Source organism: Bartonella sp. MR110HLJHH (assembly GCF_042194225.1).
Lineage (GTDB): Bacteria > Pseudomonadota > Alphaproteobacteria > Rhizobiales > Rhizobiaceae > Bartonella > Bartonella grahamii.
On record NZ_JBHIMQ010000001.1, the window covers coordinates 439,353 to 460,893 of the forward strand.

Below are 21,541 nucleotides of genomic sequence, written 5' to 3' on the forward strand. Positions count from 1 at the left end.
TTAAAATGGAAGCTTGAAACCTGAAGGGAGCGGTATTCCTGCCGTTATACTTTTGGTTTTTTCTTCTATTGCGATTTCGATTTTTGTTCTTGCTTCATTATAAGCTGCCATAATGAGATCTTCGAGAATTTCAGCTTCCTCAGGTTTGAGTAATGAAGGATCAATTTGAATTGCTGTTATAATATTTTTGCCATTTAAAGTGATATTGACGAGCCCCCCCCCTGCAGTGCCGGTAGCTTGCAGATTAGCTATTTCTTCCTGAATCTTCTGCATTTTTTCTTGCATTTCTTTGGCTTTTTTCATCATGCTCATCATTTCACGCATAGGAATAGGTATCCTTATTCATCATTGATATCATTTTTATTTTTAAAAATATCAGCATTTTTAAAGGTATTGGGAAGTAAATCAAGATCATTTTCTTCTTTATTGAGTCGAATATCGACAATTTTTGCTTCTGGGAAATGGTTGAGGATTTTCGCGATATCAGGATCTGTTTCTGCATTGGAAAAAAGAGTCTTTTGAATCGCTATACTTTCCTCCTGTAAGGTTGGTCCACCTCCTTCATTAACAAAAGTTATTGTCCAGCGTTTTTCAGTCCATTGAGAGATTTTTTTTTCTATATCATGAGCAAGAAATTGTGGGGTATTTTCAGAAAGTCTTAAGGTAATATGCCCAGCTTCAAAAGAAACAGGATGAACAAATTCTTTAATAAGGAGTTTGAAAGGAGCATCATTATGCTGTTCGGCTAATTGAACAATATCGTGCAAAGAATTAATCACTAGAGTTTTAGGTTGAGTAATCTTTTCTGTTGTTTGCGTGACAGAATGCGATAAATTTGCACTCTTTTCAGAAAGATCAATAGATTGAGAATTTTCAAGAGTTTCTGTTACTTCTTGGACGTTGATTTTGTCAGGTTTTTGATTTCTAACTAAATTTTCCGGTTGTAAGGAATGATCTAATTGGTTTTTCAAGGATGTTTTTAAATCTGATTGATCTGGTAATGTATTTGAAACGCTCGAGGAAGCATGGGCTTCGACCATTGTTTCTTTTGTTATATTATCTGCATTTGTAGATTCTTGATGAGAAGAGTTTTTAACCAGTGTGAGAGGTGTTTTTTCTTGCGTAAGCTTTTTTAAAGCTTCATCAAGAGTTGGTAAGTCAGCCGTGTGAGCAAGACGAATTAAAAGCATTTCAGCGGCTTGAAGCGGACGTGCAGTTTGATTAACTTCCTGTAAACCTTTGAGTAACATTTGCCAGTTTCGGGATAAAATAGGAACGGAAAGTTTTTTTGAAAAGTCTAAACTTCTTAAACGTTGTTCTTCAGTCAGTGAGAAATCTTCCACTATTTCTGGTGTAAAACGTAAACGTGTGACCAAATGATTAAAGTCGGCTAGTTCTGTCAATATAGTAAGAGGATCAGCACCTGCCTCATATTGACTGCGTAATTCATGTAATGCATTAACAACATCGCCTTTCATGATAAATTCAAAAAGATCAATAATACGTGCTTGATCCGCTAATCCTAACATTGTACGCACCGCAATGGCATTAACATTGCCATTGCTATGGGCAATCGCTTGATCAAAAATGGATAATGCATCACGTGCAGATCCTTCTGCAGCACGGGCAATCATAGAGAGTGCTTGATCTTCTACTTCTACCTTTTCATATTTCGCAATTTGGCGCAAATGTGCACTCAAAGCTTTTGATTCAATACGCCGCAAATCAAAACGTTGGCAACGCGAAAGGATTGTAATAGGGACTTTGCGAATTTCTGTTGTGGCAAAAATAAATTTCACATGGGACGGTGGTTCTTCAAGAGTTTTCAATAAACCATTAAAGGCTTGTGTTGAGAGCATATGTACTTCATCGATAATATAAACCTTATAACGTGCAGAAACAGGACGATAGCGTATTTGTTCAATAATTTCACGAATATCATCAATGCCCGTATGAGAAGCGGCATCCATTTCTATAACATCAATATGGCGTCCTTCGATAATTTGTGTGCAATGTTCACCAAGAGAGTCTAATACGGTTGTCGGTTGGTCAATATCTTTTGTTTTATAATTAAGCGCACGTGCCAAAATACGTGCTGTTGTGGTTTTACCTACGCCACGAATCCCTGTTAACATCCACGCTTGTGCAATACGACCTTTTTCAAAGGCGTTGGTGAGAGTACGCACCATAGCTTCCTGACCAATAAGGTCAGAGAAGTTTTGGGGTCGATATTTACGAGCAAGAACACGATAGGCTGTTTCTACCGGTACATTTTCCATGAATATTTCCAACTTCGAAGTTCTTTATGCGTACATTTTGATAATACAAAAGCATAGATCAATACTGTAGTCTCATATAAAAGGATTTTTTCTTAATCAAATTATTTATGGGACAATTTGTTAAAAAATAACCAAACCCCTTTATTTGCTGCATAAAAATGCCGCTCTGAAGATTAAAGGCACCTCGCTAAAAGACAGCATAAAAAATAATTTCTTCAGCAAAATAGGAGGTTGGCACGATGACCCGTACCAAAACTCGTTGGGGCTGCTTCTTTCCAGACCTGACCCAGTTGGCGAGCAGTTCGTCCACCACCAACCTCCCAAGTTCATATTGTCGATTTGGAATGAAAAATCAAGCTCAGAAACGAAAAATATCCTAAGAACGACGAAGAATTTTCCTTTGCGTTTAATTTATTGACATATAAACAACAAAGAGATTATGGATTTATCGGTTTTCATAGCAGTAGCTCTTCATATTTATTTGGTATGAAAATATTTTTCGCTTAAGATAATCTGAATGTATAATTATTCTCATTCGCTGAAACATGTAAGAGTTTTAGGATAGATACGTCTGTTCTAAAACTACGAAATTGAATCATCAAAAATTTACAACAGTCAAAGAAGCAAATAAAGTAGATAGATCATGTAATTGGCTAACATTCGAAAGTTAGGGGGAAGAGTGCTATTTAAATAATTAGCAAATATTGCTTTAATGGTGTTGCTCCTCTCACACAAAACAGAACATCCCAAACAGAATAACTTAATGTTCTACATTCACATGCTTTTTAAAGAGCTATTGCTCAGTACTGTTAACTATATTTCAAACCCCGCTCGTAAATAGTATACATACTTCCCTTGAGGTATAAATCCATTGTACACTACCCTCTTTATGCTTAATAAAAGTATAAATTTGAGCCCTCATACTATTAACAATTCCCAATGTTGCGATCCCTTGCACTTGAGAGGCTTTATAAGAAGCATTTTTATTCCTTTTTTAATCGTTTTTACTCACACACCAGTCCCATTTGTAACTTTTAAGGAAACGATTTTAATTGATTCAATATGAAGATTTAAGATGGGAGGATCTTACTTTATTCGTGGTTGTAATTCAGTATAAAAAATCAAAGTCTTATAATGATAAGTCAATATCTTAAATATCTTATAAGACCACCACCTCATTTCTATAGTGAATGAAAATATCAAATACGTAATATTTTTTCTTTTAACATATACGAATATAAATACTGAGTAGATGTTATCGCTCTTTTTTGCGTGCTTGTTCTTTTAATTAAAAAACATTGATGTTCATCACAAGATGGATCAATATATGAATTTTCATCATTTGAGAAAAAATTTCATATATTTTTTAAGTGACTGTGCTCATACAAGAGAAGATGCAACATTCAACGCTATAGAAATAGGGGGGTACTGGTTTTATAAGCATAAAAATGATTCTTATTCGATATAAGCGACATTTTATAGTTTCAAATAATTATATTCTTTAATAAGGAGGGAAAAGCGGGATGAATTTTTACAAAAAGCTGAATGAGTATGATTTAAAATGCAGCGAGGAATGCATCTATAGAGCAAATTTTGCTTTTCTGTTTATCTAAGTGATTTGGGTACGATGTGCTTCATAGCACTTAAAATGAAGCAGCTACGAAGATAGAAGTTATACTCTTATTAAAAAAAAATAGCTCTGATAGTAGAAAATCCAGAACAATTTAAGTTTAGTCTTTTAGCTTTTGCAAAAGTCCTTCAATATCTAATATTCTAAGCAGCTTAAGGTTTTTCCATATTAGTATAAAAATACCTCTTCAGCGATCAGTTTTAACAGCTTATCATGCCGTATTTTGAAAAAAATACCTGAAAAAAAGAATAACTTTACTCAAATTTAGATGTTATAGAAATATTATTAATCATAATCTCCTGTGTCACAATTTGTTCCAACAACTTTTTTCTTCGTAATATTTTTAAAAATATAATGTCCTGACGAAGGAAAACTTATATGAAGAGATTTTATATTTTTTAGTGTAAAGATCTTCTTTTCTTTATCATGGGTTATTTTCTTTTCATCATCAACAACAATTCTCAATTTGTTTAGATCAGAAGGGGTAGAGTACGATAAAGTGAAGGATACTTTATTCGGTTTAAAGATACTACAAGAGTATTCAACTCCTTGATGGACAATATCGGATGGGGTGATCACAACACTTTCATCCAGCGCAAAATTCCACTTTCTCTCACCAAAGCCAGCAAATGCAACACTAGAGTAGGCGAGAATATTTGCGGCTAGTAATCCTTGCGTGAAGATTTTTTTCATTATCCTTTCCTTTTTTCTAAAGTGAGATGAATCATAAATCAGTTTTTATAAAAATGAAAGTTCAAACTTAATGCTAAAAGCAGGGCTAAGTTGCATTTTCTAGCTTTAAACCATGTTCAGAATGATATCAGTCTAAGAGATTTGAATGCTCTATTATGTATAATAATTTGAATTGCTTTGAGAGTTAAATTTTCTTCTTCAGTGTTTATGAAGGGTGTTGAGTAGAAAAAACAAGCTCTTCCAAGATGCATTGCATCATGAAACTTTTATGATGCTCTTTGGTATCAGCAAAAAATGATGGCAGCTTAATTGCTTTTATATATACGATGTTCGATCGTTTTGTGCCGGATAAGTACCGATAATACGCAGTTCTGCCGAAAAGAAAGATAATTCTTCTAAGGCAAGTTTCATCATCGGATCTTCAGGATGTCCTTCAATATCAACAAAGAATTGTGTTGCATTGAAATTTCCACCAATTTGATAGCTTTCTAATTTTGTCATATTGATACCATTCGTTGCAAATCCTCCCATAGCTTTATAGAGAGCAGCCGGGACATTGCGCACTCGAAAAAGAAGACTGGTGATGATTTTTTCGCCATTTTTAGGCTTGGGAACATGTCGTTTGGAGCGTGAAAGGATGACAAAACGGGTAATATTATGAGGGGTATCTTCAACATCCCTTTCAAGAATATCAAGTCCATAGAGTTCTGCTGCGATCAGAGGAGCTAAGGCAGCCTGTGAACGTTTAGCATTTTTTTTAATAAATTTTGCAGCTCCAGCGGTGTCAGCAGAAACAACAGGTTTCCAACCGTTGTTTCGTATGATTTTTCGGCATTGTGCAAGGGCATGCGTATGGCTGTGGACGGTTTTAATTTCGTCATATGTAACGCCGGGCAAAACCATTAATTGAAAATGGATAGGTAAAAAATATTCATCAATAATATAAAGAGATGATTGCGGTAAAAGATGATGAATGTCTGCAACGCGTCCCGCAAGAGTATTTTCAATAGGGATCATAGCAAGATCAGCTTTCCCACTTTCCACTAAATTAAGGGCATCTTCAAAAGTAGCAGAGGGAACAGCATCCATATTGGGGAACATATTGGAGCAAGCAATATGGGAATTAGCGCCGTATTCTCCTTGGAAAGAAATTTTATTGTTTTTTTTAAGTATTTTCATGCTAAAATCTCGCGCACTTTATCGAGATCACGTTGTGTGTCTACGCCTAAGGGAATTGTATCAACTATCTCCACATCGATGCGCATATTATGTTCTAATGCACGTAATTGTTCAAGTTTTTCGCGTTGCTCGAGTGTAGAGGGTTTGAATGATATAAATTTCTCAAGTGCTTCGCGCCGATAAGCGTATATTCCAATATGATGATAAAGAGGACCATCTCCATAAGGTGCTGTGGTGCGCGTAAAATAAAGAGCACGAAGGCGATTTTGAGAAAGAGGTGTACCAATGATTTTGACGACATTGGGATCTCTTTTTTCATTTTCTTCAATGATTCGAGCACCCAAAGTTGCAATATCAGTAAAGCTATTTTCTAAAGGGCGTAGCGCATGAATGATTTCACGAGGCATTATTGTTGGTAAGTCACCTTGTATATTTAAAATGGTATTGTAACGTTGTTCAGGATCAATACGCATTAAAGCTTCATAAATACGATCAGATCCAGACTTATGATCACCTTGTGTTATGATACATTCATGCCCATAATCTGCAACAGCTTTAGCAATATCATTATGATCTGTTGCAACGATCGTACGCCCTATTGCAGCTTTTTTGGCTTGTTCTGCGACATGTACAATCATCGGCTTTCCGCCAATTTCAGCGAGAGCTTTTTGAGGAAGACGGGTTGAGCCTATACGAGCAGGAATAAGAATAATTGGTTCAAGAGCCATTGTAAGATTCCAAATGTCATCTGTGATGCATTTATGATGTTGTGTGTTATAAAGAAAAAGCTTAAACTAAAAATGGTAATGAAACCGTGAACATTTGAGTTTTTATGAATCGCTCGAGATTTATTTATTTTATTTGTGCTTGTTTATGTGTGCTGGTCATTATTGTGGGGATTTCTACACTCAGCAATATAGTTTACGATCATCCTACATCAGTCCAATATTATCATACAGTTGCCAAGAATGATACATTTCAAGAAAAACAAAAAGCACCTGATGTTTCTCTATCACTAAATAGCCGTCTTCGACAAGGCAATTTTGAAAATGGCCGTAAACTTTTTCGCCAATGTGCCATATGCCATACTTCTGGACGCAATGAAGCAGGGCGTGTTGGTCCAGTTCTCTGGGAGATTGTTAATCGCCCTTTGGCATCAGCAGCAGGTTTTGCTTATTCACGGGCATTGCGTTCTCATTCTGATCAAAAATGGGATTTTATCACTTTGGATCGTTATTTACATTCTCCACGTGAAGCTTTTCCTGGGACTATTATGTCTTTTCGTGGAATTAAAAATGATCAAGATCGTGCCGATCTTTTGCTTTATTTACGCAGTTTATCCGATCATCCTGTTCCTTTACCAATGGATAATAATAAAGCGAACGAGCCAAATTAACTTATACCATAGATGTTAATTTTAGAAAGAAGTCTGATTTTTTGTAATTTTAGTTTCACGGTTTTATCAAAAGAGCTCTTATCGATGTTTTGTTAGGGGGAACGTCCCTCATTCAAAACAGAATACATTTAATGTTACATATTTACTCGCTTGTTTTAAAGAGATCTTTTATAAAAATGCACTCTTTACGCTGTCATCTGCAGATTGATTTTCAAGATTCGTTTGCTTCACTTTTTCTACATATGCTTGTCTGTGAAATTATTGCTGAAGGATTATAAATTCATGAGCCGCAGCTTTCTTCTTCTGAATGCAATAATTATGTAATTAAAGCTCTCCATGAGGTTTAACAGAATCTTTCTGTACACATCAATACCCATGTATTTTTCTTATGGACAGAGACAATTTATTATTCTTATACGTGCAATAATCCTAAGCTGCGTTTTATGATGCTTGATGAATAGACGTTTTCTCTTGAGGTTAGAGGTGTAGGGACAGATCATTGATCTTTTATAGTATCGATAACTAAACTATGATTTAGATTATTTATTTACAGGTTATGGTTTGAAGTAAGCACTTTCATGTGAAGCAATTTTTATGTGTAAATAGTAAAATAGAGTTCTGCTGATTATATTTTTATCTACTTCGAAAATTTTTTACACAAGAATACTGATGGCAGCTAAGTTTGCACGAGTCTTTGTTCATTTATAGACGATGACATGAAATTATGCTGATAAGCTATTATAGAGAATTATTTTTTCACAAAAGGTCTTCCATATTTGTGATAAATTTAATAGTTTCCATTGGTTACAGTGTTTCGATGACTTACGATAAAACATCAGTATTTCAATACATATTGCGAGAGTGCTAAAAATTAATGCGCGAGGAGACATAATCATGATTCCCCAAGCTTCTTAATAACTATGGCATTTTCCTTATAATTTGAGCGTTTATAAGTAATAATATTAAATTGCGCTAATAATCCATTGTAGAGAAGAATTTTTCCCACTAAGGGTTCACCAATATTTGTGATCATTTTAATAACTTCCATTGCTTGTAGGGTCCCAATAACGCCAGGTAAAACACCGATGATTCCAGTTTCAGCGCATGTTGGGATAGTTCCGTGAGCCGGAGGCGTGGGAAATAAATCGCGATAGTGAGGATTATTGTCTTTATACGGCATAAGGACGGTTAAGGAACCATTAAAACGTTCTACAGCACCACTTATTAAAGGTTTTTTGCATTGGGCAGCGTGATCAGCAAGAAGATAGCGTGTCGTAAAATTATCACTTCCATCAACAATGATGTGGTAAGCATTGAGCAGTTTATCCACATTACTTTTATCTAGGCGTAGGGTGTGTTTTTCAACTACAACATGGGGATTTATTGCTTTTATAGTGGTTTCAGCACTGTCTGTTTTTCTTTTGTTTATTGCATTTGTTTTATGAATAACTTGGCGTTGTAAATTGGAAAGTGAAACGATGTCGTTATCGACAATTCCAAGGGTTCCAACACCTGCGGCAGCCAAATAGGTTAAGACAGGAGCACCAAGACCACCAGCGCCCACAACAAGAACACGTGCTTTTTTTAGCTTTTGTTGCCCTGCACCACCAATCTCAGGCAAAATGATGTGGCGTGCATAGCGTTCGATTTCTTTGTTGTTTAATTTTGTATCTGTTTCTTGTGTCATAAATTTTCTCTTGTCATAGTTCTTTTATTGTTTACTAAGTTTATGGTGCATAGACCAGTCTGCTTTTAGGATAGGGAGGATTTATTTATGAAAATTGCTATTCAGATGGATCATATTTCAACAGTTCGGATTCAAGGAGATACGACATTTGCACTCGCTTTAGCAGCACAAGAACGTGGACATTCTCTCTTCCATTATACACCAGATCGTTTATCTCTGTGCGATGGTTGTGTGATTGCACGACTAGAGCCATTGATTGTGCATGATAAAGAGGAAAACTACTATCAATTAGAAAAGCCTGTTCGCACGGAATTAACAGATATGGATGTGGTTCTTTTACGCCAAGATCCACCTTTTGATCTCAATTATATCACGACGACTCATTTGTTAGAACGTATTCATCCTAAAACACTCGTTGTGAATGATCCAGCATGGGTACGCAACAGTCCAGAAAAAATTTTTGTTACTGAATTTTCTGATCTGATGCCAGAAACATTAATTACCAAAGATATTGAAGAAATAACAGCTTTTAGAGAGACATTTGGCGATATTATTGTTAAACCACTTTATGGAAATGGGGGCGCTGGTGTTTTTTATTTAAAACAAGATGATCGCAATTTAGCATCATTGTTGGAAATGTTTGCAGAAATTTATCATGAACCTTTTATTGTTCAGCGCTATTTAGAGGCAGTACGAAAAGGAGATAAAAGGATTATTTTGCTTGATGGTACACCCGTTGGAGCTATTAATCGAATTCCGACAAAAACAGATGTGCGCTCTAATATGCATGTTGGAGGTCGCGCGGAAAATGTTGAGTTAACAAAACGTGATTATGAGATTTGTGAACGCATTGCTCCAGCCTTAAAGGAACGTGGTCTTCTTTTTGTGGGGATTGATGTGATCGGAGATTATATAACAGAAATTAATGTGACGTCTCCTACAGGAATTCGTGAAATTAAACGCTTCTGCGGTACAGATGTTGCTCATTTGTTTTGGGATGTTATTGAGTTCAAGCGTTCAAATTAATTTATTTGACAGAGGACAAAAACATGGTTTTAAAAAAATGATCCATGTTGTTTTTTATATTTGTTATGTTGCAAATGTGAACTAGAATGACCGTATGATATAAATTAAGAGGCTTTGTCCTCAATTTTTAGGGAGTTTATAGATGAGCAGGGTATTATCAATTGGAGTGGGATTGATTTTTGCGCTACTGCTGTCAGCAAATGGAGGCAATGCGCGCGATCAAATACAGATTACTGGTTCATCTACAGTTTTACCTTATCAAAAGATTGTTGCTGAGACATTTGGAGAAATTTATCCCCATTTTAAGGTTCCTGTTATCGAATCGGGTGGAACAGGAGCTGGTATTAAGGAATTCTGCCGTGGTATTGGGGAGAACACCGTTGATATTGTTAATGCTTCGCGAGCCATGAAACCGAGTGAATTACAGTCTTGTGTTGATGCTGGTGTAAAAGATGTTGAGGAAATACGTATTGGGTATGATGGTATTGTTTTTGCAACAGATATTAAAGGTCCTGATTGGAAATTAAAGCCAGTAGATGTTTATAAAGCTCTTGCTGCTCGAATTATTATAGATGGAAAGTTGCAACCGAATAATGTTTTGAAATGGAGTGCAGTTAATAGTGCTCTTCCTGATTGGACGATAGCAGCGTATATTCCTGGAGAGAAGCATGGGACGCGTGAAGTTTTTGAGGAAAAATTACTTACTGAGGGGTGTAAAGAGAGTGGGGCAGTTGAGGTGATGAAGTCTTTAGGAATGGATGATAAGGAGATACACACTGCTTGTATTGCGGTACGTAAGGATGGAAAAGCGGTTGATATTGATGGTGATTATTCTGAAACATTTGCGCGTCTAACTTCTAATAAAACAGGGGTTGGTATTTTTGGTTTGTCTTTTTATCAAAATAATGCTGATAGGCTAAAGGTTGCCGATATTAACGGTTTTGCGCCAACAGTTGAGACGATTTCTAGTGGACAATATCCAGTTTCTCGACCGCTTTTTTTCTATATTAAGAAAGCACATTTAGATATTGTTTCAGGTTTGCGAGAGTATGTTGACTTTTTTCTTTCTGATCAAATGATTGGTCCAGATGGTCCTTTGGCTGAATATGGTTTGATTGTTTCTCCTGAAAAGGAGCGTCAAGCACAGCGTTCTGATTTTTCTACTGGTCGAGTAATGACATTGAAATAATTTGCAGGGAATAATTGGTTGGATTTCTGGGATAGGAAATTTAGGTGCTATTTTTTATAAAAACTGAAAGATAAAATGCGCATTTCCTTCATTATTTTTCTATTATTGATTTTTGGATTTTGTGGCTTTTGTATTTCTTATATGCGAGCACGCATTCTTGAATACAAACAACATAAGATGCATTCTCGTGCGTATTATTATGGCTGGTGGACATTTTTGATTACTGTTATTCCAGCTTTTATTTTTTTAATTGTTTGGGATGCTGGGAGTACAATTTATTTAGAATATAATGCCTCTCGAGAGCTTGGGGCGTATAGTGCGCATGTAACAAAGTCTGTAAATCATGATCTACTTTGGGAGACACTTCGAAGTCTCGTCAAAATGATTCATCGCTTTGAGGGGAATCTTTCTACCGCTTCCTATAAGGAAGTGCAGGCACAGTTATTCGCGAAGGGATTGATTTTACCTAGTGAAGCATCGGATGATGTGTTCAAAATAGCACAGTCGTGGGTATTCTTTTCTGAAAAGCTTAAGTTTATAGGCTATGGTTTCCTTTTTATTATTGCGTCTTTGGGTTTTATCTGTGGAATGGTGCAAATTGCGCCTCATCAGCGTGCGCGCAATAAGGTTGAATCTTTTATTATTATTGGATTAATTTGTGCATCTATTGTTGCAGTCTTGACAACAATAGCCATTGCGCTTTCTATGCTTTTTCAGACAGTAAGCTTTTTTCAGTCTGTATCATTTTCAAATTTCTTTTTAGGAACAGTTTGGGATCCGCGTTTTTCCGCGAGCGGCTCAAGCGATGAAGTAGGACAATTTGGTTTAATACCGCTTCTTGCTGGTACGCTTTATATTGCATTTGTCGCCATGCTTTTTGCTGTACCTATAGGGCTATTTTCAGCTCTTTATATGGCTGAGTATGCTTCTGCGCGATTGCGAGCAATTGTAAAACCATTATTAGAAGTTCTTGCTGGCATTCCAACCATTGTTTATGGTTTTTTTGCTTTGAAGGTTGTAGGACCATTTTTACGTGATCTCTCTGTTTCTCTCTCAGATGGGGTTGGGTTTATTATGGCACAAAGTGTTTTGACCGCTGGAGTTGTGATGGGAATTATGTTGATACCTTTTGTTTCCTCTTTATCGGATGATGTTATTACGGCTGTTCCACGCATTTTACGTGAAGGTTCTTATGGTTTAGGCGCAACGCAATCTGAAACAATTAAAAAAGTTGTTATACCAGCAGCGCTTCCAGGGATTATGGGGGCCATTTTGTTAACGGCATCGCGTGCAATTGGAGAAACAATGATTGTGGTTTTGGCGGCAGGTGTTGCAGCAAACTTAACACTCAATCCTTTCGAAGCAATGACTACGATGACTGTTAAGATTGTTAATCAATTGACCGGTGATTTTGAGTTTAATTCTCCACAAACTCTGGTGGCTTTTGCCTTAGGGATGACGCTCTTTGTTATGACACTTTTGATGAATATTCTAGCTCTTTATATTGTGCGTAAATATCGGGAACAATATGAATGAATGAAGATTTTTTCCCTCGTCGCAATATTAGCCTCAAGCGTCGGTATTGGGCTGAACGTCGTTTTCGTGCCTATGGTTTGATTGCTATTTTTATTGGTTTGTTTTTTTTATTTACGCTTTTATGGTCTATCATTAGTCAGGGTTATACAGCTTTTTTTCAAAGTGAAATGACATTATTGATTTATTTGGATGAAAAGATCATTGATCCAAGTGGTCAACATAAAACAAAACCGCGAGTGCTCATGACGGCGAATTATCCACTTCTTGTACGCAATGCTTTAGCAAAGAAACTTAATATAGATCAAAATGACCGCGCCTCTCTTCGAGAAGTTAACCGTATGTTTTCAAATGGTGTCCGCGTTCAGCTGCGTGAAATGGTAACAAAGAATCCAAAACTGATTGGCACAATGCAAAAAGTTAAGGTTTTGGCATCTGCGGATATTGATTCTGCTTATAAGGGACAGATTGATCTGCGTGTAGCAGAAAAAAACCGTAAAGTTTCTAATCGACAAGTAGAATGGATAAAGCGTTTAGCGCATGATGGTACGCTTTATAAAACATTTAATATTGGTTTTTTTACATTTGGCGCTTCAAGTCGTCCTGAGACTGCGGGATTAGGTGTTGCGATTATTGGTTCTCTTTATATGATAGGCATTGTTTTATTAGTTTCACTTCCGATAGGCATAGCAACGGCTCTTTATTTGGAAGAATATGCACGCAAAAATAAATTTACAGATTTTATAGAGGTTAATATCAATAATCTTGCAGCTGTTCCTTCAATTGTGTTTGGTCTTTTAGGACTCTCGTTTTTTGTTAATTTTTTAGGATTACCACGTTCAGCCTCTTTTGTTGGTGGTCTTGTTTTAGCGCTCATGACTCTTCCCACGATTATTATTGCAACACGTTCTGCTCTGCGTGCAGTTCCTCTCTCTATTCGTGCAGCAGCTTTAGGACTGGGAGCATCAAAAACACAAATGATTTTTCATCATGTTGTTCCTTTAGCTGCGCCTGGTATTTTGACAGGCACAATTATTGGAGTCGCACAGGCTTTGGGTGAAACAGCGCCTTTGCTTCTGATTGGAATGGTTGCTTTTGTTGTTAATATTCCTACAACCCCCATGGATCCAGCAACGGCTTTGCCTGTTCAAATTTTTATGTGGGCGGGTGAAGCAGAGCGCGCTTTTGTTGAAAAGACGTCAGGTGCTATTATTGTATTAATGATTTTTCTTGCAATCATGAATATTTCTGCGGTTTGTTTACGTCGACGATTTGAACGCCGCCAGTAATTTTAATAAAATAACAGTTTTGATAAGATTTTTGTAAGGTGAATTTTTGCAATGAAGATTAAAATGCGAGGTCAGGATGTGAAGGTTTCTTATGGAGACAAAGAAGCACTCCACGGTATTACACTTGATATTCCTGAACATCAAGTAACAGCTTTGATTGGTCCATCAGGATGCGGAAAGTCGACTTTTTTGCGTTGTTTTAACCGTATGAATGATACGATTGAAGGCGCTAAAACAACCGGTCTTATTACTTTAGATGGGGAAAATATTTATGACCAGAGGATTGATGTTGTAGAATTGCGCGCTCGTGTTGGAATGGTTTTTCAAAAGCCTAGTCCTTTTCCAAAATCTATATTTGAAAATGTTGCGTATGGTCCACGCATTCATGGTTTAGTTAAAACGCGCTCTGAATTGCATGATATAGTTGAAAAGAGTTTGAGGCAGGCAGGTTTATTTGAAGAAGTAAAAGACCGTCTTCATGATCTTGGAACAAGTTTATCAGGGGGACAACAACAGCGTTTGTGTATTGCACGTGCTATTGCGGTTAGTCCTGAAGTTATTTTGATGGATGAGCCCTGTTCAGCTCTTGATCCCATTGCGACGGCACGGATTGAAGAGCTTATCGATGCATTACGGCAAAATTATACAATTGTTATCGTAACGCATTCCATGCAACAGGCTGCACGTGTTTCTCAATATACGGCTATGTTTCATTTAGGGCACTTGGTAGAAGTTGGTGCAACTGAAATGATCTTTACCTCACCAAAAGAGCAACGGACGCAAGATTATATTACGGGGCGTTTTGGATAGGTGAATTGAGGAGTGTAAGATATGTCTATGAACCATACTGTCCGTTCTTATGATGCAGAACTAAAATATTTAAAAGCAAGGATTACAGAAATGGGGAGCCATGCAGAAAGGATGATTGAACGTTCTGTCGCATCGGTTGTGTGTAGTGATCTTCAACTTGCAACGACAGTGATTGCCGATGATGTGTTTTTAGATGAAGCAGAACGTGACATTGATGAAAAAGCGGTTGCTATTATTTGCAAACGCCAACCGATGGCTGTTGATTTGCGTGAAATTATTGGAGCCATTCGTATTTCTTCTGATCTTGAGCGGATTGGGGATATGGCTAAAAACATTGCTAAAAGGACAGTTGCACTTTCAGAAATACGTCAATCTGCTTCTGTTTATCATGGGCTTGAAACAATTACAGCTTTAGCACTCAATCAATTAAAAGAAGTCTTAAATGCTTATACGAGTCGCCTATTAGAGCGTGTTGACGCTGTGCGTGAGCGTGATGAGAAGATTGATGCTTTGTATACTTCTCTTTTTCGTGAATTTTTGACATATATGATGGAAGATATGCGTAATATTACGGTTTGTACACACTTGCTGTTTTGTTTAAAGAATATTGAACGAATTGGTGATCATGTTACTAATATTGCTGAAATGCTGCATTATATCATAACGGGTTACCATATGTCTTCTGATCGTCCTCGCGATGACCTTACTTATAAAGTTGGGGTAGGTGAGAAGAAAATAGATTAAAATTTTTCTTATATGTATAAGATAAGTTTGTAGATACTATGAGTATTTTCTTACAGTGCGGCTATAGAAAGAATAAGATAGCCATATTATGGAAAAGTACAAAGAAGCAACAAAGAGTTTTTTCAGAGAAGCATGGCAGATTGCTAACTCTTGGTTTGACATATTTGTATATTGGATGATATCATCACTCGTATTATGGCCGGAGGGGAGTTTTCTTCTAGATCATTTTGTTAAAATTTTATGTTTTTATATTAAAGGGGATATCTGTATTATTTTTTTCAATATCGATGCAAAGAGTTTTGGTATCCAAATTTTTTTGGATGTAGAAGAAGTGGATAGTGTTGCTTTATTGTAATTGAAACGTGTGGGTTATTATGGCCTATATTGGACCATGAAGAATAACAATATTGATCTGTAAATTAAGAGTTTTTTATTTTTTATTTTGCATAGATATTTTTTTATTACCTCTTGTATTAAAATTTTACTGAGTGGTAACAATCGGCTATGTACTTTATTAAGAGATACATTTAAAGCTCATTTCAAAATTTGAATAGCTCAGAGATTATAGGAATGTGTTGCATAAGATGAAAAAAAATCGTTGGAATGTTTTTGTTACCTGTTGTGTAGCGCCGTTAGTTGTTGTGGGGTGTGCTTCAAATCGTTTAGATACTGGAAAAGTAAATAATAATAAGACAAAAACAGTTACGTATCCATTGACAGAGCGTCAATGTCTTATGCGAGCGATGTATTTTGAATCAAATCGCACAAGCCGTGAAGGAATGATTGCCGTTGGGACGGTTGTTATGAATCGTGTTAATTCAACCGCCTATCCTAAGACGATTTGTGGTGTTGTTGGTCAATATAAGCAGTTTGCTCCTGGTGTTTTAACGCGTCCTATGACGGAGAAAGCATCTGTTGCTCGTGTAAGAGAGGCGGCTGATGCTATTTTACGGGGTGAACGAGATAAGAAAGTTAAACACGCTAAGTTTTTTCATACCGCTGGTTTGTCTTTTCCGTATAAAAACATGCATTATGTTCAGGTTGCAGGGGGAAATGCTTTTTATGAAAAACGATCACGTGATGGGGAACTTCAAGTTCCTACAAATAATCGCCCTTATGATGTTGCTTATGCTTTTGCTCAAGAACGTTCTGGTCATGCGCCAAGCTTTATAGATGAAGGCACAGAAAGTAGGGGAGTAAAGGTAGAGGAAAGTGCATCTCCTTCGATAGAAGTAGCACAGTCCAAAACGGCACATCCTGCGCATTTTGCTATGGTACAGCTTGATAAAGTTCCTATTCCTGCCTATGCACCTCAACATCTAGCTAGGAAAGAGGAAAATAAAACGATTATGACTTTGCCTTCATCAGATCAGTTAAATGCAATTGTTGCAATGTTAGAAAAACGACACAGAAACTGGTAAGTTTTCACGACAAAAGAAGGGTTATACGCCCATTGCGGTTTATGAATTAAGTGATCCTTTAGCGATAATGACACGCATCAATATACGTAGAGAAAGTAAACTCAAAGGATCTAAAAAACAATTTATAATATGACGACGTAAAGAACGCATTTTATTTAAAGAAGGGTATTGGTAATGTACTTTGATATTCATGAGACAATTTCGCCTGAAATGCTTAATCGTCTTGCAGAAATTACAGTAAAAGTGGGGTTGAATTTACAAGAGGGGCAAGATCTTGTTTTGACTGCTCCAGTTTCAGCATTACCTTTTGTTCGGCGTATTGCATATCATGCTTATAAGGTTGGTGCTGGTGTCATTACACCAATTTTTAGTGATGATATGTTATCGATTACACGTTTTGAAAATGCCCATACAGCTAGTTTTGATTGTGCCCCTTCTTGGCTTTATGAGGGAATGGCAAAGGCTTTTGAAAATGGGGCAGCGCGTTTAGCAATTGTTGGTGATAATCCTTTGCTCCTTTCCAATCAAGATTTTGATAAGGTTGCGCGTTTGAATAAGGCGACTTCACTAGCTTACCAGCCTGCTCTCAAAAAAATATCGAATTTTTCTATAAATTGGTCAATTGTTGCTTATCCAACAGCAGGATGGGCTGAGGCAATGTTTCCTTCTTTACCACTGAATGAGGCGATTAAAAAATTAGCCGATGCAATTTTTTCTGCTTCACGTGTTACAGAAGAAGATCCAGTACATGCGTGGGGTGTCCATAACGAGAATTTAAAGAAACGATCATCTTGGCTTAATGAGCAGCGTTTCTCTGCCTTACACTTTACAGGGCCAGGGACTGATTTAACTGTTGGTTTGGCAGATGATCATGAATGGCATGGTGGTGCATCCGTTGCTCAAAATGGTGTTATTTGCAATCCGAATATTCCGACAGAAGAAGTTTTCACGACTCCTCATGCTCATAAGGTTGAAGGTTTTGTTCGTTCGACGAAACCACTTTCCTATCAAGGAACACTGGTTGATAATATTGAAGTACGTTTTGAAGCAGGGCGTATTGTTGAGTCTCGTGCATCAACGGGTCAGGAAGTTTTGCAACAGGTTTTGCAAAGTGATGAGGGTGCAAGCCGATTGGGCGAAGTTGCTCTTGTGCCCCATTCTTCACCAATTTCTAAGAGTGACCTCCTTTTTTATAATACCTTATTTGATGAAAATGCTGCATGTCATATTGCTTTAGGGCAATGTTATTCCAAATGCTTTTTAGATGGGGCATCATTGACGTCAGAAGAGATTGCAGCACGTGGTGGTAATAAAAGTGTCATTCATATTGACTGGATGATTGGTTCTGGCGAAATTGATATAGATGGCATTACCCAAGATGGTATAAGAGTTCCTGTATTTCGTAAGGGTGAATGGGCTTAATCCTGTTATGCCGCATTCGATGTGGAGTGGGATGTAAGCCTCATTGATACGTTAAGTATTTTAGAGTGTTTGGTGAATATTCAAGGCAGGGCTTGGCTATAAAGCCTTTAGTTAAGTGACTCATATGAGTAGGACGCCAAGAGAAATCCACTCATCAAAAATTTGTTTCTTATAGAGCAGATGTAGAGGAAACCTTCGTTCTTTGAGGGGGGAAAAGAAGTCAATTTATTGGTGATACAATTGGAAAGTGTATAATTATTAAAGAAGAGAGATGCCTGAACTTCCTGAAGTAGAGACAGTTCGTCGTGGACTTGAGCCTGTTGTAACTGATGCAAAGATAGTATCTGTCAGACTTAATCGTAGAGATTTGCGCTTTCCTTTTCCTGAGGCTTTTTCTGAGCGCCTTATTGGCAGAACAATTATAGAACTTGGTCGGCGTGCGAAATATTTATTATTTCATCTTTCTCAGGATGAAACGATTTTAAGCCATTTAGGAATGTCTGGTTCATGGCGTATAGAGAATGATCTTTTAAGAACAGTTTTTTCAACGACAAGTAAATTAGTTAAGCATGATCATTTTGTCATGGATATTCAAACAAGGGATGGTGAAGTTTATCATCTTATTTATAATGATGTGCGTCGCTTTGGATTTATGCTTTTAGTCAATACGGACAAGCTTTATGAACATCCACTTTTAAATAAGCTAGGGCTTGAACCTATGAGTAATTCGTTTTCTGGTCGTTATTTACAAAAGGCTTTTGTTAATAAAAAAATGTCTCTCAAGAGCGTTTTACTTGATCAGTCTATTGTTGCAGGTCTTGGGAATATTTATGTTTGTGAAGCACTTTGGCGGAGTCGTTTGTCGCCACAACGTGGTGCATTTACATTGGCATCAAAAACGGCACGTGCATGTGAATTTGCAGATTCTTTAGCACAAAATATACGCAATGTGACTTCTGAAGCCATTTTGTCTGGTGGCTCTTCTTTACGTGATTATATGCATATAGATGGTTCACTTGGTTATTTTCAACATGCTTTTTCAGTTTATGGACGAGAAGGTAAGCAATGTTTGGAATGTGGAACGCCTATTGTGCGTATTTTACAGGCTGGACGTTCAAGTTTTTACTGCTCACAATGCCAAAAATGAATAAGGTGTCTTGCAAAATCTTACAAGAGGCTTAAAGTCGTCGTATCTATAATATAATTACACAAGGCTTGAGAGGTTTTTTTATGCTGAATAAAGTACTAACACATCTTGATGGAAATATAGAAAAGAGCCTTGAACGCCTTTTTTCTCTTTTACGTTTTCAATCGATTTCTACAGACTCGGCTTACAAGGATGCATGTCGTAAAGCAGCTGATTGGTTAGTAGAGGATTTAAAAAGCATCGGTTTTGAGGCTTCACGCCGTGATACACTGGGTCATCCAATGGTTGTTGGGCATCATCCAGGACCTTCGGATGATTGTTTGCATGTGTTGTTTTACGGACATTATGATGTTCAACCTGTTGATCCTTTGAGTTTATGGGAGGATGATCCATTTACACCTTCTTTAAAAGAGAGAGATGGAGAGAAAGTTATTTGTGCTCGTGGAGCTTCAGATGACAAAGGTCAGTTGATGACTTTTATTGAAGCATGTCGTGCATTTAAGAAAGAAACAGGGCAGCTTCCTGTTAAAGTTACTATTTTATGTGAAGGTGAGGAAGAATGTGCTTCTCCTTCCCTTATTCCTTTTTTAAAAGAAAATAAAGATGAACTTAAGGCAGATTATGCATTGGTTTGTGACACGTCAATGTGGGATGCGGATACACCATCTATTGCTCTTTCTCTTCGGGGAATTATGGCAGAAGAGATTATTATTACAGCAGCGAATCGTGATTTGCATTCTGGTTATTTTGGAGGAGTAGCAGCTAATCCCATTCGTATTTTAACGAAAATCTTAGCAGGACTTCACGATGAAAATAATAGGGTAACACTTCCTAGTTTTTATGATGGCGTAGAAGAAACACCTCCACAGATTTTGCAGTTATGGAATGAACTTAATTGTACTGCTGAAAATTTTCTTGGTCCTATAGGGCTTTCTATTCCTGTTGGTGAAAAAGGGCGGAGCATTTTAGAGCTTGTATGGGCACGTCCTACCATGGAAATTAATGGTATTAGTGGCGGCTATGAAGGGGAAGGGATGAAAACGGTTATTGCTTCTCAAGCGAGTGCAAAAGTATCGTGTCGTTTGGTGCATAAGCAAGATCCAGAGAAAATACGCCAAGCGTTGCGTGATTATGTACGTAGCTCAATTCCTGCTGATTGTAAGGTTGAATTTAAGAATCACGGTTCTTCTCCTGCACTTCAGATTTCTGATGATTCATCTTTTATCAAGGAGGCGAAGGATGCCTTATCACAAGAGTGGGAAGTGCCTGCTGTCTTGACAGCCATGGGGGGCTCGATCCCAATTGTAGCAGATTTTCGGTCAATTCTTGGTATGGAGACTCTTTTGGTTGGTTTTGGACTGGCTGATGACCGTATTCATTCTCCTAATGAAAAGTATAATTTAAAATCGTTTCATAAGGGGCAGCGGTCTTGGGCGCGTATTCTTGCAGCTTTAGCAAGTAGGAGGGTAAATGGCTGAGATTCGTGTTCATCAAGGTGATTTACCAAACTTAGACAATTATAAAACTGATGCCATTGCGATTGATACCGAAACTTTAGGGTTACAACCACATCGTGATCGTTTATGTGTTGTTCAGCTTTCTTCTGGAGATGGTACTGCTGACGTTATACAGATTGCTAAAGGACAAAAGAGTGCACCTAATTTGGTCAAGCTTCTTGGAGATAACGCAGTTATCAAAATATTCCATTTTGGGCGTTTTGATCTTGCGATTTTAGCGCATACATTTGGTGTTATGCCAGAAGCTATTTTTTGTACAAAGATCGCTTCTAAACTCACGCGTACTTATACGGATCGTCATGGCTTGAAAGAAATTTGTAATGAATTGCTAAATGTGAATATTTCTAAACAGCAACAATCTTCGGATTGGGCGGCAGAAACGTTATCACAGGCACAAATTGAATATGCTGCGTCGGATGTGTTATATTTGCATCGTTTAAAAGTTATATTTGAAGAACGTTTAAGACGTGAAGAGCGAGAAAGTGTTGCCAAGGCGTGTTTTCAATTTTTGCCTATGAGAGCTAAGCTTGACCTTTTAGGATGGGCGGAAGTGGATATTTTTGCGCATAGCTAACTTTA

The 21,541-nt window shown here is 37.2% G+C and carries 19 protein-coding genes and 1 other RNA gene; 13 read left to right on the forward strand and 7 right to left on the reverse strand.

The features are described from left to right. The 6 genes from ACFIKB_RS01665 to ACFIKB_RS01690 all read right to left on the reverse strand — a co-directional run bounded on the left by ACFIKB_RS01665 (nt 1) and on the right by ACFIKB_RS01690 (nt 6,509). Complete coding sequence (locus ACFIKB_RS01665) at nt 1–324, reverse strand: YbaB/EbfC family nucleoid-associated protein (RefSeq protein ID WP_012754643.1); 324 nt, start codon at nt 322–324, stop codon at nt 1–3. A gap of 14 nt (nt 325–338) precedes the next feature. After that, on the reverse strand, nt 339–2,279 hold the full coding sequence (locus tag ACFIKB_RS01670) for a DNA polymerase III subunit gamma/tau (RefSeq protein WP_375647131.1): 1,941 nt from the start codon (nt 2,277–2,279) through the stop codon (nt 339–341). A 223-nt stretch (nt 2,280–2,502) separates the two neighbouring features. Next, nucleotides 2,503–2,600, reverse strand: an RNA gene (ffs, locus tag ACFIKB_RS01675) — signal recognition particle sRNA small type. A 1,594-nt stretch (nt 2,601–4,194) separates the two neighbouring features. Beyond that, nucleotides 4,195–4,602 (reverse strand): hypothetical protein, encoded by a 408-nt coding sequence (locus ACFIKB_RS01680; RefSeq protein WP_375652639.1) that lies wholly within the window; start codon nt 4,600–4,602, stop codon nt 4,195–4,197. A 315-nt stretch (nt 4,603–4,917) separates the two neighbouring features. Continuing rightward, nucleotides 4,918–5,781, reverse strand: coding sequence for a prephenate dehydratase (locus tag ACFIKB_RS01685; RefSeq protein WP_375652640.1), 864 nt, complete (start codon nt 5,779–5,781; stop codon nt 4,918–4,920). Further along, nucleotides 5,778–6,509 (reverse strand): 3-deoxy-manno-octulosonate cytidylyltransferase, encoded by a 732-nt coding sequence (locus ACFIKB_RS01690; RefSeq protein ID WP_375635976.1) that lies wholly within the window; start codon nt 6,507–6,509, stop codon nt 5,778–5,780. The genes ACFIKB_RS01685 and ACFIKB_RS01690 overlap by 4 nt, the downstream gene beginning before the upstream one ends. A 104-nt stretch (nt 6,510–6,613) precedes the next feature. Between ACFIKB_RS01690 and ACFIKB_RS01695 the strand changes: the two genes are divergently transcribed. Further along, entirely contained in the window at nt 6,614–7,177 is a 564-nt protein-coding gene (locus tag ACFIKB_RS01695) for a c-type cytochrome (protein WP_375652642.1), read from the forward strand. 892 nt (nt 7,178–8,069) lie between these two features. Here ACFIKB_RS01695 and ACFIKB_RS01700 read toward each other — a convergent pair. Continuing rightward, nucleotides 8,070–8,864: a molybdopterin-synthase adenylyltransferase MoeB gene (locus tag ACFIKB_RS01700; protein ID WP_012754649.1), complete on the reverse strand. Its 795-nt coding sequence runs from the start codon at nt 8,862–8,864 to the stop codon at nt 8,070–8,072. 87 nt (nt 8,865–8,951) lie between these two features. Between ACFIKB_RS01700 and gshB the strand changes: the two genes are divergently transcribed. The 12 genes from gshB (at nt 8,952) to ACFIKB_RS01760 (ending at nt 21,536) form a co-directional block, all read left to right on the forward strand. After that, on the forward strand, nt 8,952–9,890 hold the full coding sequence (gene gshB, locus ACFIKB_RS01705; RefSeq protein ID WP_375644628.1) for a glutathione synthase: 939 nt from the start codon (nt 8,952–8,954) through the stop codon (nt 9,888–9,890). 142 nt (nt 9,891–10,032) lie between these two features. Continuing rightward, on the forward strand, nt 10,033–11,079 hold the full coding sequence (locus ACFIKB_RS01710; RefSeq protein ID WP_375635972.1) for a PstS family phosphate ABC transporter substrate-binding protein: 1,047 nt from the start codon (nt 10,033–10,035) through the stop codon (nt 11,077–11,079). A 75-nt stretch (nt 11,080–11,154) separates the two neighbouring features. Further along, entirely contained in the window at nt 11,155–12,615 is a 1,461-nt protein-coding gene (gene pstC, locus ACFIKB_RS01715; protein ID WP_375635971.1) for a phosphate ABC transporter permease subunit PstC, read from the forward strand. Next, on the forward strand, nt 12,612–13,901 hold the full coding sequence (gene pstA, locus ACFIKB_RS01720) for a phosphate ABC transporter permease PstA (RefSeq protein WP_375635970.1): 1,290 nt from the start codon (nt 12,612–12,614) through the stop codon (nt 13,899–13,901). The genes pstC and pstA overlap by 4 nt, the downstream gene beginning before the upstream one ends. 51 nt (nt 13,902–13,952) lie before the next feature. Next, entirely contained in the window at nt 13,953–14,711 is a 759-nt protein-coding gene (gene pstB, locus ACFIKB_RS01725) for a phosphate ABC transporter ATP-binding protein PstB (protein ID WP_273787813.1), read from the forward strand. Between the two features lie 21 nt (nt 14,712–14,732). Then, nucleotides 14,733–15,455 carry a phosphate signaling complex protein PhoU gene (phoU, locus tag ACFIKB_RS01730; RefSeq protein ID WP_375635969.1) on the forward strand — a complete coding sequence of 241 codons (723 nt, stop codon included), beginning with the start codon at nt 14,733–14,735 and terminating at the stop codon, nt 15,453–15,455. A gap of 88 nt (nt 15,456–15,543) precedes the next feature. Then, a complete protein-coding gene (locus tag ACFIKB_RS01735) occupies nt 15,544–15,810 on the forward strand; it encodes a hypothetical protein (protein ID WP_375635968.1) in 267 nt (88 codons plus the stop codon). Between the two features lie 229 nt (nt 15,811–16,039). Then, the gene (locus tag ACFIKB_RS01740) at nt 16,040–16,876 is read left to right on the forward strand and encodes a cell wall hydrolase (RefSeq protein ID WP_375652643.1); all 837 of its coding nucleotides are present in this window, start codon (nt 16,040–16,042) and stop codon (nt 16,874–16,876) included. 174 nt (nt 16,877–17,050) lie between these two features. After that, a complete protein-coding gene (locus ACFIKB_RS01745) occupies nt 17,051–18,298 on the forward strand; it encodes an aminopeptidase (protein ID WP_375652645.1) in 1,248 nt (415 codons plus the stop codon). A gap of 271 nt (nt 18,299–18,569) precedes the next feature. Next, the gene (gene mutM, locus ACFIKB_RS01750; protein WP_375652647.1) at nt 18,570–19,445 is read left to right on the forward strand and encodes a bifunctional DNA-formamidopyrimidine glycosylase/DNA-(apurinic or apyrimidinic site) lyase; all 876 of its coding nucleotides are present in this window, start codon (nt 18,570–18,572) and stop codon (nt 19,443–19,445) included. 83 nt (nt 19,446–19,528) lie between these two features. Then, entirely contained in the window at nt 19,529–20,923 is a 1,395-nt protein-coding gene (locus ACFIKB_RS01755) for a M20/M25/M40 family metallo-hydrolase (RefSeq protein WP_375652649.1), read from the forward strand. Further along, nucleotides 20,916–21,536 carry a ribonuclease D gene (locus ACFIKB_RS01760; RefSeq protein WP_375644623.1) on the forward strand — a complete coding sequence of 207 codons (621 nt, stop codon included), beginning with the start codon at nt 20,916–20,918 and terminating at the stop codon, nt 21,534–21,536. The genes ACFIKB_RS01755 and ACFIKB_RS01760 overlap by 8 nt, the downstream gene beginning before the upstream one ends. Nucleotides 21,537–21,541 lie beyond the last annotated feature (5 nt).

Coding starts and splice junctions, on each gene's coding strand:
- pstC (WP_375635971.1), top strand. CDS start 11,155: ATGCGCATTTCCTTCATTATTTTTCTATTATTGATTTTTGGATTTTGT.
- ACFIKB_RS01710 (WP_375635972.1), top strand. CDS start 10,033: ATGAGCAGGGTATTATCAATTGGAGTGGGATTGATTTTTGCGCTACTG.
- ACFIKB_RS01670 (WP_375647131.1), bottom strand. CDS start 2,279: ATGGAAAATGTACCGGTAGAAACAGCCTATCGTGTTCTTGCTCGTAAA.
- ACFIKB_RS01690 (WP_375635976.1), bottom strand. CDS start 6,509: ATGGCTCTTGAACCAATTATTCTTATTCCTGCTCGTATAGGCTCAACC.
- ACFIKB_RS01685 (WP_375652640.1), bottom strand. CDS start 5,781: ATGAAAATACTTAAAAAAAACAATAAAATTTCTTTCCAAGGAGAATAC.
- ACFIKB_RS01665 (WP_012754643.1), bottom strand. CDS start 324: ATGCGTGAAATGATGAGCATGATGAAAAAAGCCAAAGAAATGCAAGAA.
- ACFIKB_RS01760 (WP_375644623.1), top strand. CDS start 20,916: ATGGCTGAGATTCGTGTTCATCAAGGTGATTTACCAAACTTAGACAAT.
- ACFIKB_RS01735 (WP_375635968.1), top strand. CDS start 15,544: ATGGAAAAGTACAAAGAAGCAACAAAGAGTTTTTTCAGAGAAGCATGG.
- ACFIKB_RS01700 (WP_012754649.1), bottom strand. CDS start 8,864: ATGACACAAGAAACAGATACAAAATTAAACAACAAAGAAATCGAACGC.
- phoU (WP_375635969.1), top strand. CDS start 14,733: ATGTCTATGAACCATACTGTCCGTTCTTATGATGCAGAACTAAAATAT.
- ACFIKB_RS01745 (WP_375652645.1), top strand. CDS start 17,051: ATGTACTTTGATATTCATGAGACAATTTCGCCTGAAATGCTTAATCGT.
- pstB (WP_273787813.1), top strand. CDS start 13,953: ATGAAGATTAAAATGCGAGGTCAGGATGTGAAGGTTTCTTATGGAGAC.
- pstA (WP_375635970.1), top strand. CDS start 12,612: ATGAATGAAGATTTTTTCCCTCGTCGCAATATTAGCCTCAAGCGTCGG.
- ACFIKB_RS01740 (WP_375652643.1), top strand. CDS start 16,040: ATGAAAAAAAATCGTTGGAATGTTTTTGTTACCTGTTGTGTAGCGCCG.
- gshB (WP_375644628.1), top strand. CDS start 8,952: ATGAAAATTGCTATTCAGATGGATCATATTTCAACAGTTCGGATTCAA.
- ACFIKB_RS01680 (WP_375652639.1), bottom strand. CDS start 4,602: ATGAAAAAAATCTTCACGCAAGGATTACTAGCCGCAAATATTCTCGCC.
- ACFIKB_RS01695 (WP_375652642.1), top strand. CDS start 6,614: ATGAATCGCTCGAGATTTATTTATTTTATTTGTGCTTGTTTATGTGTG.
- ACFIKB_RS01755 (WP_375652649.1), top strand. CDS start 19,529: ATGCTGAATAAAGTACTAACACATCTTGATGGAAATATAGAAAAGAGC.
- mutM (WP_375652647.1), top strand. CDS start 18,570: ATGCCTGAACTTCCTGAAGTAGAGACAGTTCGTCGTGGACTTGAGCCT.